Origin of the sequence: Tistrella mobilis (assembly GCF_041468085.1) — a bacterium.
Classification (GTDB): domain Bacteria; phylum Pseudomonadota; class Alphaproteobacteria; order Tistrellales; family Tistrellaceae; genus Tistrella; species Tistrella mobilis_A.
Genome location: NZ_CP121017.1, coordinates 1,537,973 through 1,550,239 on the forward strand (window position 1 = coordinate 1,537,973; position 12,267 = coordinate 1,550,239).

At 66.0% G+C, this 12,267-nt stretch carries 16 protein-coding genes; 8 read left to right on the plus strand and 8 right to left on the minus strand.

Going from position 1 to position 12,267, the window contains the following annotated elements; genetic code table 11:
* Window positions 1-9 precede the first annotated feature (9 nt).
* Window positions 10-819 carry a TlyA family RNA methyltransferase gene (locus tag P7L68_RS12765; protein ID WP_372005944.1) on the plus strand — a complete coding sequence of 270 codons (810 nt, stop codon included), beginning with the start codon at window positions 10-12 and terminating at the stop codon, window positions 817-819.
* Between the two features lie 52 nt (window positions 820-871).
* A complete protein-coding gene (locus P7L68_RS12770; protein ID WP_372005947.1) occupies window positions 872-1,573 on the plus strand; it encodes a Crp/Fnr family transcriptional regulator in 702 nt (233 codons plus the stop codon).
* 9 nt (window positions 1,574-1,582) lie between these two features.
* Here the strand turns inward: P7L68_RS12770 and P7L68_RS12775 are convergent, their stop codons facing one another.
* Together P7L68_RS12775 and P7L68_RS12780 are read right to left on the minus strand one after the other, a co-directional pair.
* Entirely contained in the window at window positions 1,583-2,704 is a 1,122-nt protein-coding gene (locus P7L68_RS12775) for an alpha/beta fold hydrolase (protein WP_372005950.1), read from the minus strand.
* A gap of 140 nt (window positions 2,705-2,844) precedes the next feature.
* Entirely contained in the window at window positions 2,845-3,276 is a 432-nt protein-coding gene (locus P7L68_RS12780) for a DUF2202 domain-containing protein (RefSeq protein ID WP_372005953.1), read from the minus strand.
* A 148-nt stretch (window positions 3,277-3,424) separates the two neighbouring features.
* On the opposite strand from P7L68_RS12780, the gene P7L68_RS12785 reads away from it, so the two are divergent.
* Window positions 3,425-3,799, plus strand: a complete 375-nt coding sequence (locus P7L68_RS12785) for a rhodanese-like domain-containing protein (protein WP_372005956.1) — start codon at window positions 3,425-3,427, stop codon at window positions 3,797-3,799.
* Here the strand turns inward: P7L68_RS12785 and P7L68_RS12790 are convergent.
* The 4 genes from P7L68_RS12790 to P7L68_RS12805 all read right to left on the minus strand — a co-directional run bounded on the left by P7L68_RS12790 (window position 3,789) and on the right by P7L68_RS12805 (window position 6,840).
* Window positions 3,789-4,067, minus strand: coding sequence for a PIN domain-containing protein (locus P7L68_RS12790; protein ID WP_372006837.1), 279 nt, complete (start codon window positions 4,065-4,067; stop codon window positions 3,789-3,791). The genes P7L68_RS12785 and P7L68_RS12790 overlap by 11 nt on opposite strands.
* A 151-nt stretch (window positions 4,068-4,218) precedes the next feature.
* Entirely contained in the window at window positions 4,219-4,494 is a 276-nt protein-coding gene (locus P7L68_RS12795; RefSeq protein ID WP_372005959.1) for a type II toxin-antitoxin system prevent-host-death family antitoxin, read from the minus strand.
* Between the two features lie 45 nt (window positions 4,495-4,539).
* Window positions 4,540-6,099, minus strand: a complete 1,560-nt coding sequence (locus P7L68_RS12800; protein ID WP_372005961.1) for a long-chain fatty acid--CoA ligase — start codon at window positions 6,097-6,099, stop codon at window positions 4,540-4,542.
* Between the two features lie 120 nt (window positions 6,100-6,219).
* Window positions 6,220-6,840, minus strand: coding sequence for a TetR/AcrR family transcriptional regulator (locus tag P7L68_RS12805; RefSeq protein ID WP_372005964.1), 621 nt, complete (start codon window positions 6,838-6,840; stop codon window positions 6,220-6,222).
* Between the two features lie 317 nt (window positions 6,841-7,157).
* On the opposite strand from P7L68_RS12805, the gene P7L68_RS12810 reads away from it, so the two are divergent.
* The 5 genes from P7L68_RS12810 to P7L68_RS12830 all read left to right on the plus strand — a co-directional run bounded on the left by P7L68_RS12810 (window position 7,158) and on the right by P7L68_RS12830 (window position 11,348).
* Complete coding sequence (locus tag P7L68_RS12810; RefSeq protein WP_014744493.1) at window positions 7,158-8,339, plus strand: lipid-transfer protein; 1,182 nt, start codon at window positions 7,158-7,160, stop codon at window positions 8,337-8,339.
* 30 nt (window positions 8,340-8,369) lie between these two features.
* Window positions 8,370-8,837 (plus strand): MaoC family dehydratase N-terminal domain-containing protein, encoded by a 468-nt coding sequence (locus P7L68_RS12815; RefSeq protein WP_345959649.1) that lies wholly within the window; start codon window positions 8,370-8,372, stop codon window positions 8,835-8,837.
* Window positions 8,834-9,220: a MaoC/PaaZ C-terminal domain-containing protein gene (locus P7L68_RS12820; protein WP_014744495.1), complete on the plus strand. Its 387-nt coding sequence runs from the start codon at window positions 8,834-8,836 to the stop codon at window positions 9,218-9,220. The genes P7L68_RS12815 and P7L68_RS12820 overlap by 4 nt, the downstream gene beginning before the upstream one ends.
* A gap of 62 nt (window positions 9,221-9,282) precedes the next feature.
* The gene (locus P7L68_RS12825; RefSeq protein WP_372005966.1) at window positions 9,283-10,110 is read left to right on the plus strand and encodes an SDR family NAD(P)-dependent oxidoreductase; all 828 of its coding nucleotides are present in this window, start codon (window positions 9,283-9,285) and stop codon (window positions 10,108-10,110) included.
* 77 nt (window positions 10,111-10,187) lie between these two features.
* Window positions 10,188-11,348 (plus strand): acyl-CoA dehydrogenase family protein, encoded by a 1,161-nt coding sequence (locus tag P7L68_RS12830; RefSeq protein ID WP_372005969.1) that lies wholly within the window; start codon window positions 10,188-10,190, stop codon window positions 11,346-11,348.
* Between the two features lie 78 nt (window positions 11,349-11,426).
* Here P7L68_RS12830 and P7L68_RS12835 read toward each other — a convergent pair whose 3' ends face one another.
* Window positions 11,427-11,921, minus strand: a complete 495-nt coding sequence (locus tag P7L68_RS12835) for a type II toxin-antitoxin system YhaV family toxin (RefSeq protein ID WP_372005972.1) — start codon at window positions 11,919-11,921, stop codon at window positions 11,427-11,429.
* Window positions 11,912-12,241: a type II toxin-antitoxin system PrlF family antitoxin gene (locus P7L68_RS12840; RefSeq protein WP_296715348.1), complete on the minus strand. Its 330-nt coding sequence runs from the start codon at window positions 12,239-12,241 to the stop codon at window positions 11,912-11,914. The genes P7L68_RS12835 and P7L68_RS12840 overlap by 10 nt, the downstream gene beginning before the upstream one ends.
* Window positions 12,242-12,267 lie beyond the last annotated feature (26 nt).

Consider the following 12,267-nt stretch of genomic DNA (forward strand, 5'->3'; position numbering starts at 1 on the left):
CGCTGCCCCATGGCCACCGCAACCACCCGCCTGGACCAGGCCCTTGTCGACCGCGGGCTTGTGGAGACGCGCAGCCGTGCCCAGGCACTGATCATGGCAGGCCACGTCTTCGTCGACGACCGCAAGGAAACCAAGCCCGGCACGAAGGTGAAGCCGGAGGCGGCTTTGCTGGTCAAGGGGGCCGATCATCCCTGGGTCTCCCGCGGGGGGCTGAAGCTGCAGGGGGCCATCGACCAGTTCGGCCTGGACCCGACTGGGGCGGTTGCGATCGATGTCGGTGCCTCGACCGGCGGCTTCACCGATGTGCTGCTGACCCGCGGCGCCGCCCGGGTCTATGCGGTCGATGTGGGGCATGGCCAACTGGCCTGGAAGCTGCGGCAGGACGAGCGGGTGGTGGTGCTTGAGAAACTGAACGCCCGCTATCTGACCGCAGAGCATGTGCCCGAGCCGGTCGACTGGGTGGTCTGCGATGCCAGTTTCATCGGCCTGCGCACGGTTCTGCCCGCCGCCCTGTCGCGGCTGAAGCCGGGCGGGCTGGCGGTCGCGCTGATCAAGCCGCAATTCGAGGTCGGCAAGGGCCGGGTCGGCAAGGGCGGCATCGTGCGCGAGCCCGAACTGCATGCCGAAGTGGTGGAGACGATTTCCGGCTGGTTCGCGGGCCTTCCCGGCGTCGAGGTGGCCGGGGTGACGCCAAGCCCGATCAAGGGCCCTGACGGCAATGTCGAATTCCTGATCGTGGCACGCTTCACCACCGGCGGCGCGGGGCTTTTCATGCCGCGCGATCCGGGCGAAGCTGACGGGGATGCCGCCGGGGACTGACCGGCGGCCCGTGCATCCCGAGAGGTCCCGCCCCTCACGAGAGGTCAAGCCCGTGCAGCCAACCCGGATTGCCGCCGCCTGGAAGGGGCTTGCCGCGTGCCAGAGCTGCGGCATCCGCCGCCTTGCGCTTTTCGCCGATCTGGAGGCGGAGGATTTCGCCCATATCCACCTGCCGATCGAAGAACGCAGCATCCCGGCGGGCGCCGGGCTCTACGGGCTGGATGATCCGGCAGGGGCGGTGTTCACCATCCGCAGCGGGCTGGTGAAACTGGTCCATATCCAGCCCGATGGCGGCCAGCGCATCGTGCGGCTGGTGCGGGCGGGCGGTGTCGCCGGGATCGAGGCGCTGGTCCGGCCGACCTATCCCCATGCCGCGATGGCCTTGCAGCCGGTGGAATTCTGCCGGATCCCGACATCGGTGGTGACCCGCCTGCAGACCGAGACGCCGCGGCTGCATCAGCGGCTGATGGAGAAATGGTACGAGGCGTTGAGCGTGGCCGACGACTTTCTGACCGAGCTTGCCACCGGCCATGCCCGCCAGCGCCTTGCCCGGCTGCTGCTGTGGCTGAGCGAGGACGCCCCCGATCAGCCGGTGCGGCTGTTCAGCCGCGAGGATCTGGGGGCGATCCTGGGGGTGACGCTGGAGACCACCAGCCGGACGATTTCCGAGTTCCGCCGCAGCGGCGCGCTGACCACGCTGTCGCACAATCTGGTGCGCTGCGACCGGGCGGCGCTCGCAGAAATCGCCGGCTGATCCTGGCCCTCAACCCTGGCTGGCGATCCAGCGGGCAATCCCCGGCCAGTCGTCCCTCAGCGTGCGCGCCCCCATGAACAGGCCGATATGCCCGCCAGGCACGGTCTGCTGCACGATGTCGGCTGCGGGCGTGCCGATGTATTTCGCCGCGTCCAGCACCTGTTCCGGCGTGGTGATGTCGTCGCCGGCGCCGGCCAGAAGATAGGTCGGGCAGGTGATCGTCTTCAGGTCCAGCCGGCGGCCGAGTGCGGTGAAATCGCCCTTTGCCAGCCGGTTCTCCTTGAACAGCAGACGGATCGCCTGAAGATACCAGCGCCCGGGCAGATCGAGCGGATTCTCGTACCAGCTTTCGAATACCTCTTCCTTGGCCAGATAGGCCGGGTCGTCGATATGCTCGTAGAGATCGATATGAGACTGGATGTAATGCTGCTCGGGATGCATGTTCTTCCAGCCCTGCAGCATGAACTTGCCGCGCATCAGACCGCCGCCCAGCTTCACCAGATCCTCGTAAAAGGCCATCGGCGAGGCATGGGCCATGCGCTTGATCGGCCCGTCGCCGGCATCGGTATCGATCGGCGCGCCGGCCAGTACCAGTGAATTCACCTTGTCGGGGAAGCGGGCGGCGATCATGGCCGAGGTCCAGCCGCCCTGACAGAGACCGACCAGATTGACCCGCCCGCCCAGATCGTCGATCGCAACCACCAGCTGGGCCAGATAGTCGTCGATCTCCAGGTCTTTCATGTCGGCCGTGGCGCTTTTCCAATCGGTCAGCGCGACATGGCCGATGCCGTTGGCGAGCAGGGTTTCGACCAGGCTCTGGCCCTGGTGGTAATCCGCGATCATTGCGGTATGGCCGGCATAGGGGGCATTTACCAGCGTCGGAATGCCCCGGCTCTCCTGGCCGTAATCGCGCAACGCCATGGTCCTGAGATCCAGGCGCAGCCGGTTGGGTGTGGCGAGCTTCGGCCGGAGATCATCATGGATGCGGATCTCTTCCTCGACGAATTTCGCGTTGCGGGCATACAGCTCCAGCCCCTGCTGCAGCATGTCGCTGGCCATGGCCAGCGGCCAGAAGGCGGGAACGGCGCTGGGGGTGGCTGCGCCGGGGGATGCGACGGATTTCGACGACATGAGCGACTTCCTTTGCACGGCGTCGCCGGGTCTCCGGCTGCGCGTCCGGGCGGGGTCAGCCGTCCGGGGCGGAGGCTCGACGATCTCATCGACGGGCCGAGTCTATGCCGCAACGCAGCATGGCAAAAATGAATTCCCTGTCAGGATGCCGCAGCCGGGGCAGGGCAGCCATGCATCTCCGCCCAGTGGAGCAGGGTCGGCAGCTGAACATGGCGCAGCGCGTCATGCAGGCGCATCAGCACGGCTTCGGCATCGGGATCGCCGCGGACAGCCGGCAGCAGCCGGCCTTCATAGCATCCGATCGCCGCCACGGCGCCGTCGGCCGCCATCCGGCAGGCAGCGGACAGATCCTCCGGCAGGGCCGGCGGGGCGGCGACCGGGCGCTCGGGCGCAGAGAAGCCGCGGGCCGCAAGCAGGCGGATCAGGGTCGCCGCGTGCAGGTAATCCGACATCAGCAGGTTGCGGAAGGGCATGACCGGCCCGAAGCGCGCGATCACCGCTTCGGCGATCGCCGCTGCCCGCCAGGCTTCGTCCAGCGCCGCCCGGATTGCGGCATCGGTTGTGACGGGCATGACGGACCTCCCTTGGGCTGCACGGGGTCGGGGCACAGCCGATCCTGGCGGCGAAGGCTGGGGCGCGCTTTGAGATTCCGCAAGGACAGGACGGGCGATCTGAAGATGATCAGGGGCAGCCATCCGCAGCAAGGAAAGGTCCGGCCCCATGCCGACCCGCGAGATTCTGGGCATCACCGAATTCGACGCCTATACCCCCGAAGAGACCCGTGCCGCCCTGGCGGCGGGGGAAATCGTGCTGATCGATGTCCGCACCCCGCAGGAATATGCGGTGGAACATATCGAGGGCGCCCTGCTGATGCCGATGGCCTTCTTCGATCCGCGCTTCCTGCCACCCCAGGACAGCCGTCGCATCGTGCTGCATTGCGGATCGGGCATGCGCTCCACCCGCATGGCCGAACGCTGCGCCGCTGCCGGCTTCGACCGCATCGCCCATATGGCCGGCGGCATGAGCGCCTGGAAGGAGCAGGGCCTGCCCTATATCGCCACCGACCCTGCGACGGGCGGGCCGGTCAGGAAGTGAAGGATGTCTGCCATGGATTGAGCAGTTCCACCCCAGTGTCAGCGACATCCTTGACGTTTCGTGTGACCAGGGTGAGACCATGGACGAGGGCCGTGGCGGCTATGAGTGTATCGATGATGGGCCGGCTGCGCTGTACGGCCAAATCGCCCCATTGCCGCGCGACGGCCTGGTCCACCACCAGCAGACGGGACGCATAGTGTTCTTCGAGGTTGGTCACCGGCTCGCGAGTTCCTGTGCGTATACGACATCCCGGCGAGCCACGGACGATATGCCTTTCCGAAGCTCGCCGATTGTCAGCACGCTCAAATACAGCTGCTCAGCTCTGGTCGACGTCAGAAACGACCACACTGACGCATCCATGTGGCGCCGGCGTGTTTCTGAGATGACATTGGTGTCGAAAAGATATCCTGCTTCCCTCATCACAGGGCGATATCCCGGCCCGTATCTTTGTCGCGCGGGATATCGAAATCGTCGATCTTCGGACCGCCTAGAAGATATTCACGAAAATCGGGCTTACGATTAACGAGCGCACGATAATCTTCAAGGGAAAGCACCACGACCCCGGCATCCCCGTCATCCGCGATGGTCTGGGGACCTTCGCGGCGAGCGCGATCAATCACATCTTCAAGTTGTGCCTGGGCCTGAGCAACTTTCCAGGTTGTCATTGGCTTGTCCTCCCGCCGCTGGCTGACCAAGTATATGATCTCCGGCGGCGGGAGGCACAAGTGATGTGATCGACCTCAGTTCACCCGCCGGTCCCGCCCTTCCCAATAGGGCTTGCGCAGATCCCGCTTCAGGATCTTGCCGGCGCCGGACATGGGCAGCGGTTCGTCGCGGATTTCGACGCTGCGCGGGCATTTGTAGCCGGCGATGTGCTGCTTGCAGAAGGCGATGATCTCTTCGGCCGTGGGGCGGGCATCGGATTTCGGCACCACCACGGCATGGACGATTTCGCCCCAATGCTCGTCGGGGATGCCGATCACCGCGCATTGGGCGACGTCCGGATGGCGGGCGACGACGTTTTCGACCTCCAGCGAATAGACGTTCTCGCCGCCGGAGATGATCATGTCCTTCACCCGGTCGACGATATAGATGAAGCCGTCCTCGTCCATGCGCGCGCCGTCGCCGGTGTGCATCCAGCCGTCGACGATCGCCTTCGCGGTCTCTTCCGGGCGTTCCCAATAGCCCATCATGACATTGCGGCCGCGCACGACCACCTCGCCCACCTCGCCCACCGGCACCGGCCGGTCATCGGCATCGACGATGCGCACCTCGCAGCCGATCACTGCCCGGCCGGCCGAGCGGTGGCGGCCTTTGGCCCGGCTTTCGCCCACATGTTCTTCCGGGTGAAGCAGGGTGGCGACGGGGGAAAGCTCGGTCATGCCATAGGCCTGCATGAACTCCACCCCCGGCAGCCTTGTCGAGGCACGATCGAGCACGGCCTCGGTGATCGGCGCGGCGCCGTAGATGATCCGCTTCAGCGAGGAGAGGTCGTAATTGCCGATCGCCGGATGGTCGACCAGCATCTGGATCATGGTCGGCACCAGCAGGGCCGAGGTCACCTTGTGCTCCTGGATCGCCTTCATCACGCCTTCGGGCGTGAAAGAGGGGATGATCACATGCGGCTCGCCCTTCATCAGCAGGGAGAAGGTCGCTGCGCCGTCGGCCAGGTGAAACATCGGTGCGCTGTGCAGATAGATCGTGCCGTCGGGGAACATGCCTTCGGCAAGCGCGTGCAGGCTGTTGGTGATGATGTTCTCGTGCGACAGCATCACGCCCTTCGACCGGCCGGTGGTCCCGCCGGTGTAGAAGATCCCGAACAGATCGTCTCCGCCGCGTTCGGCATCGGGGACCGGATCATGGCTCCGGATCAGATCTTCGATATGGGGCATGTCTTCGGGGGCCGGCCCGTCGCCGGCATAGATGAGCGCGAATTGCGAGCCCGAGGCCGCCGCAATCGCCCGGCCCATTTCGGCGAAGGCATCGTCGACGATCAGCAGGCTGGCGCCGCAATCCTCGATCGCATCGGCATTTTCGGCGCGGCTCCAGCGGATGTTCAGAGGCACGATCACGCCGCCCGCCCAGGGGGTGGCGAGGTAGAATTCGATGTAGCGGTCGGAATTCAGCGTCAGCAGCGCGACGCGGTCGCCATCCTCCAGCCCCAATGCCCGGAAGGCGCCGGCGATGCGGGCGACGCGGTCGGCGGTTTCTCCCCAGTTGCGGGTGCGGCCCGCGCAGATCGTCGAGGTCCGATCGCGGGCGATCGCGATCGTCCGTCGGAGCCCTGATGTGATGCCCATATATCCTCCCAGTGAGTTTGAGCGTTGCCTCCGGTATGCCGTCCGCACTTCTTTTCCGGGCGGATCGGGCAGGAACGCCGGCACGGGGGGAGGGCAGGGCGGCGGGCCGCCGCCGGGGCCCTAACGTGCCAGCGCGTGCCGCGCCATGTCTGCCATGACGTCGGCGATTTCTTCGGCCGTGCGCGGCCCGTCTTCGCGGAACCACTGGCCGACCCAGTTGACCGCACCTGCCAGCAGAAAGGCGGCGATGCGGGTGTCGACCTCGCGGATCGACCCGTCGGCGACGCCCTGGGCGATATAGCCGCGCAGCCTGGTGTCGATCGACCGCTTCCAGTCACGCACCTTCCGCCGGCTTTCGGGCGCCAGATCGCGATCATCCACGCTGACCAGGCACATGCCGAAATCGGCGGTCATGTTGAGCGTATAGGCCCTGAGGAAGGCCACCGCCCGGTCCAGCCCGCGCTTGCCTGCATCGTCGACATCGGCAAGCTCGGATTCGATCAGCTCTCCGCCCAGCTGATAGCAGGCGTAGAGGATGTCTTCCTTGTTGCGGAAATAGTGGTAGAGCGCGGGCTTGGTGATGTGCAGCCGCTCGGCCACGTCCGCCATCTTGGTCCGGTGGAAGCCGTTCTCGACGAACAGCCGCGCTGCCGTACGCAGCACCGCATCACGCTTGGCGTCGCGGTCGCGCTGGCGTTCGGCGGCGGGCTTCCAGGGGGAGGCGGGAATCTCGATCTGCACGGGGGGTCTGATCTCTCTGCTGCACGGGCCTCGGATCGCCGCCCCCCGGAACCGCCGGAGCGGGCCGGTGGGCAGATCCGCGTGATGATCGCACGACCGGCCCGGGATCGGAACGGCCGCGCATCACAATCCGGACGATTGACGGCCCGACTTCGTATTCGCTATCTTACCCATGGGTAAAAGAAAATGTCCATGCCCGTCGCGGCGACCGGCCGCCGGGCCCGTCCATAAGCCCAGTCATCCCAAGGGCCCAGTCATCCCAAGGACGGCGAGCCTTGAGGGCAGTCGTCCCCCCCAACAGGCGAGGAAAGCTCATTATGGTCGAGAGCGTGAGGATCGCGGGCGTCGGCATGATCCCGTTCGTGAAGCCGGGCACCAGCGCGCCCTATAGCGATATGGGGGCCGAGGCTGCCCGTCAGGCCCTGGCCGATGCCGGCATCGGCTACGACCAGATCCAGCAGGCCTATGTCGGTTATGTCTATGGCGACAGCACCTGCGGTCAGGCGGCGCTCTACGAAGTCGGCATGTCCGGCATCCCGGTGGTGAACGTCAACAACAACTGCTCGACCGGCTCGTCGGCGCTGTTCCTGGCGCGGCAGGCGGTGGCCTCGGGTGCGGCGGACTGCGTGCTGGCGCTGGGCTTCGAGCAGATGGTCCCGGGCGCGCTCGCCGATGTCTATCAGGACCGGCCGAGCCCGATGGCGAAGTTCATCGAGGTCGCCAAGGAATTCGATCCCGCCGCCGAGGCGCCGATGGCCATCCGCCTGTTCGGCGGCGCCGGCAAGGAATACCAGCAGAAATACGGGGCGAGCGACGCCGCTTTCGCGATGATCTCGGTGAAGGCACGCCGCCATGCCGAGCATAACGAGCGGGCGATCTTCCGCACGCCGACCTCGGTGGAAGAGGTGCTGGCCTCCAAGCACATGTACGGGCCGCTCACCCGCCTGCAGTGCTGCCCGCCGACCTGCGGCGCCGCGGCGGCGGTGGTGGTGTCGGAAGCCTTCGCCCGCAAGCACGGCCTGACCGACGCCATCCGCCTGCGCGCCCAGGTGATGACCACCGACTTCCCGTCCAGCTTCGGCGAGAAGAGCATGATGAAGGCGGTGGGCTACGACATGGCCCGCGCCGCGGCCGATGCGGTCTATGAGCAGACCGGCGTCGACCCGATGGATGTGAGCGTGGTGGAGATGCATGACTGCTTCACCGCCAACGAGCTGATCTCGTACGAAGCGCTCCGGCTGACGCCCGAGGGCACGGCCGAGAAGTTCATCATGGACGGCGACAACACCTATGGCGGCCGCGTCGTCACCAACCCCTCGGGCGGGCTGATCTCCAAGGGCCATCCGCTGGGTGCGACCGGCCTTGCCCAGTGCGCCGAACTGGTCTGGCAGCTGCGCGGCCAGGCCGGTCCGCGCCAGGTGGAGGGTGCGAAGATCGCGCTTCAGCACAATCTGGGTCTGGGCGGTGCCTGCGTCATCTCGCTCTACGACCGCGCCTGACCGGCATCGAGCAGGAGAGGATGATCATCCATGCTCGATAGAGCGGCGATCGGGCGGGTTCTCCCGCCCGTCACCGCGACGGTCGAACGCGGCCGTCTGCGGTTTTTCCTGAATGCGATCGGCGAGACCAGCCCGATCCACCACGATACGGCCGCGGCGCAGGCCGCCGGCTATCGCGACTGCCCCATCCCGCCCACCTATCTGTTCTGCCTGCGCATGCTGGATGCGCCCGAGCCCTATGCCCTGCTCGACGAGTTGGGGGTGGATCTGGGAACCGTGCTGCATGGCGAGCAGAGCTTCACCTATCACGAGCCGGTGGTGGCGGGTGACGAGATCCGCTTCATCGGCCGGATCGCCGACATCTTCGACCGCAAGGGCGGCGCGCTCGAATTCCTGGTCGAGGAGATCCGGGTCGAGCGGGTGTCGGACGGTGCCCATGTCGCCGATGTGCGGCAGGTGACCGTGATCCGCAATCCCGTGGCCGGAGGTGCGGCATGAGCGGCGAACCGATCCGGGTGGTGGCGGAGATGCCGCCGATCACCCGTACCCAGCTGGCGCTCTATGGCGGCGCCTCGGGCGACCACAACCCGATCCATATCGACATCGACTTCGCGAAGGCCGCCGGTTTCCCCGATGTCTTCGCCCACGGCATGCTGGTCATGGGGCTCGCCGCGCGGGCCGTGACCGGGGCGGTGCCGCTCTCGCGTCTTAAGTCCTATGGCGTGCGCTTCACCGCCATCACCCAGGTCCATGACCGGCTGACCGTGGAGGCCGTGGAGACCGGTGTCACCGAGGCGGGCGACCGTCGGCTGGACGTCACCGTCCGCGACCAGAACGGCCAGGTGAAGGTGCAGGGCGAAGCGCTGATCGCCGCCGGCTGATCCGGCCCGGGCCTGTCTGCCCTTTTCAAAAAACCTCAGAAAATATCGGGAGTGACGTCAAGATGGGCAAGCTCGACGGCAAGGTCGCGCTGGTTTCCGGATCCGGCCGCGGCATCGGCCGCTCCATCGCCCTCAAGCTGGCGAGCGAGGGGGCGAAGGTCGTGATCAACGACCTCGACGAGGCGCCGGCCGAGGCTGTGGCCGCCGAAATCCGCGCGATGGGTGGCGAAGCCCTGATCTGCGCCGGCAATGTGGCGGCCGAGGATTTCGGCACCCGCTTCGTGAACACCGCGGTCGAGGGCTTCGGCGGGCTCGACATCATCGTCAACAATGCGGGCTACACCTGGGACTCGACCATCCAGAAGATGACCGACGAGCAGTTCCAGGCGATGATCGACGTTCATCTGACGGCGCCGTTCCGCATCCTGCGGGCCGCGGCCGAGCCGATCCGCATCTTCTCGAAGCGCGAGGCGCAGGAGGGGCGCGAGGTCTTCCGCAAGGTGGTCAACATCTCGTCGATCGCCGGCCTCTACGGCAATGCCGGCCAGGTCAGCTATTCCTCGGCCAAGGCGGCGCTGGTCGGCATGACCCGCACGCTGTGCAAGGAATGGGGCCGCTACAAGGTGAATGTGAACTGCGTCGCCTTTGGCCTGATCGCCACCCGTCTGACCCAGGCGATCGAGAAGGAACAGGCGACCATCGATGTCGAAGGCCGGGAGATCAAGGTCGGTGTGCAGCATCAGCTGCTCGACACCATGGCCCAGCTGATCCCGCTCGGCCGCGCCGGCACGCCGGACGAGGCCGCGGACGCGGTCTATCTGTTCTGCGCGCCCGAAAGCAACTACGTCAGCGGCCAGGTTCTGGTCTGCGGCGGCGGCATCCTGCTCTGATATCTGCTGGCGGCGGCGGGCCCGGGGCCTGATGTCCAGGCCCCGCCCGCCGCGCCCGATCCGACGGAGACATCCCCATGATCGCTTCTGCTCCCCGGACGACCTCTTCGTGGATGACGCCGGAGCTTGAAAGCCTCCGCGACCAGTTCGGTCGCTTTCTGGAGGCGGAACTGAAGCCCCATGCCGCGCGCTGGCGCCGGCAGCGCATGATCGACCGCTCGGCCTGGACGGCGCTGGGGGGCATGGGTGCGCTGGGTGCGGCGATCCCCGAGGAATGGGGCGGCAGCGGCGGCGACGTCTATCAGGAGATGGTGCTGCTCGACACCATCAACCGGCGCTGCTCGGATCTCGCCAACGGCTACAGCGTGCATTCGGGCATCGTGACCCATTACGTGCTGACCTATGGCACCGAGGATCAGAAGCGGCGCTGGCTGCCCAAACTCTGCTCGGGCGAATGGATCGGTGCGATCGCGATGACCGAGCCGGGCGGCGGGTCCGACCTGCAGGCGCTGACCACCCGCGGCCGGCGCGACGGCGACGACTATGTCATCGACGGCCAGAAGACCTTCATCACCAACGGCATCGCCGCCGATCTGGTGCTGGTGGCGGTGCGCATCGACGGCACGCCGGGGGCCAAGGGCATTTCGCTGATCGGTGTGGAGAAGGGCGCGCCCGGTTTCCAGCCCGGCCGGCCGCTTGAGAAGATCGGCCTGCATGCGGCCGATACCGCGGAGCTCTTCTTCGACGGCGCCCGCGCGCCCGTCGACAACCTGCTGGGCGGCATCGAGGGGCGCGGCTTCTATCAGATGATGGAGCAGCTGCCGCGCGAACGCCTGATCCTGGCGGTGGGGGCGGTTGCGGCGATGGAGCACGCGGTCGAGATTACCCGTGCCTATGTCCACGAGCGCAAGGCCTTCGGCAAGACCCTGTTCGACTTCCAGACCATTTCCTTCCGCCTGGCCGAGCTTGCGACCGAGGCCCATATCGCGCGCGTCTTCGTCGACGACTGCCTGGTCAAACTGGCCGAGAACCGGCTCGACAACGTCACCGCTTCGATGGCCAAGTGGTGGTGCAGCGAACGCCAGGTTCAGACCGTCGATGCCTGCCTGCAGATGTTCGGCGGCTATGGCTATATCGAAGAAACCGAAATCGCCCGCATGTATACCGACGCCCGGATCCAGAAGATTTATGGCGGCGCCAACGAGATCATGAAGATGCTGATCGCACGCTCGCTCTGACGGCGCGGTTGCCGGCGATATGAGGATGGGGCCTGCCCGGTGATCGGGCGGGCCTTCTTTCCAGGAGGGATATGGCTTTCAGTCGGAGGAGTGGCTCGTCTGCATGGCCTTCTGCAGGTCGTCGGGCAGTTCCTCCGCCGATTCCAGGAGGTCATTCCAATCGTCGGGAGGGTCGTCCCGATCAAGCTTGGCTTTGAAGACCTCGTAAGGATCGGTTTTCGCGCCCGCGGCGCGCTTTGTCTTTTCGTCATTCACCCAGGCAAAGATGATGATTCGTGACCGGCTGTCATAGCGAAAGAAGAGTCGAAATCTCTGGTTGAATTTTGCGCGCGACCAGTGTTGGTAGTCATCACCCATCGTATTGCCGAGCCGGTACCGCGTGTCGCCTGGATCCTGAGGAATGGTCGACAGCACCAGTTTGGCAATTGCAGCCAGCGTACGGACGTTTGCATTGCTCCGATACCCGGCAGGATCACGGCTTCGGGCCTTGTGGAACGCGTCGGCCAGGGCGCGGATCTGGCGGATCATCCCCTCGTGGAACAGCAGCGTCCAGCCATTCACCGTCAGAGGCAAACGTCACCTTCAATCGGCTCGTCCAGATCGACATCAACCTCCTTCAATGCCTGCCTGAGCGTCTGGAGCAGGTCGTCGGGGAGAGCCGCAATATTACGCGCGGCGGCGATGTCGTCGGAGATCAGCTTCAGGAAGGCGCCGATAGCCGGATCCTGGTGTTCCGTCTCCGCGGGTTCGATGATGATGCGGTTGCCGTCGGCGCGCACCACGATTTTCCCCCCGTCCCGAACCCCGAGAATCTGCCGGACGGCCAGAGGCAGCGTGGTCTGCCCCTTGGAACTGACCTTGCAGGTGCGTTCGATGATCGTGCTGTCATTCATGGCCTGTCTCCGGTGCACCTGAAAAA

What these genes read in the sequence shown, in the direction of transcription:
- P7L68_RS12825 (WP_372005966.1), top strand. Translation starts at nt 9,283, where the DNA reads ATGGGCAAGCTCGACGGCAAGGTCGCGCTGGTTTCCGGATCCGGCCGC.
- P7L68_RS12775 (WP_372005950.1), bottom strand. Translation starts at nt 2,704, where the DNA reads ATGTCGTCGAAATCCGTCGCATCCCCCGGCGCAGCCACCCCCAGCGCC.
- P7L68_RS12840 (WP_296715348.1), bottom strand. Translation starts at nt 12,241, where the DNA reads ATGAATGACAGCACGATCATCGAACGCACCTGCAAGGTCAGTTCCAAG.
- P7L68_RS12830 (WP_372005969.1), top strand. Translation starts at nt 10,188, where the DNA reads ATGATCGCTTCTGCTCCCCGGACGACCTCTTCGTGGATGACGCCGGAG.
- P7L68_RS12785 (WP_372005956.1), top strand. Translation starts at nt 3,425, where the DNA reads ATGCCGACCCGCGAGATTCTGGGCATCACCGAATTCGACGCCTATACC.
- P7L68_RS12820 (WP_014744495.1), top strand. Translation starts at nt 8,834, where the DNA reads ATGAGCGGCGAACCGATCCGGGTGGTGGCGGAGATGCCGCCGATCACC.
- P7L68_RS12780 (WP_372005953.1), bottom strand. Translation starts at nt 3,276, where the DNA reads ATGCCCGTCACAACCGATGCCGCAATCCGGGCGGCGCTGGACGAAGCC.
- P7L68_RS12815 (WP_345959649.1), top strand. Translation starts at nt 8,370, where the DNA reads ATGCTCGATAGAGCGGCGATCGGGCGGGTTCTCCCGCCCGTCACCGCG.
- P7L68_RS12765 (WP_372005944.1), top strand. Translation starts at nt 10, where the DNA reads ATGGCCACCGCAACCACCCGCCTGGACCAGGCCCTTGTCGACCGCGGG.
- P7L68_RS12810 (WP_014744493.1), top strand. Translation starts at nt 7,158, where the DNA reads ATGGTCGAGAGCGTGAGGATCGCGGGCGTCGGCATGATCCCGTTCGTG.
- P7L68_RS12800 (WP_372005961.1), bottom strand. Translation starts at nt 6,099, where the DNA reads ATGGGCATCACATCAGGGCTCCGACGGACGATCGCGATCGCCCGCGAT.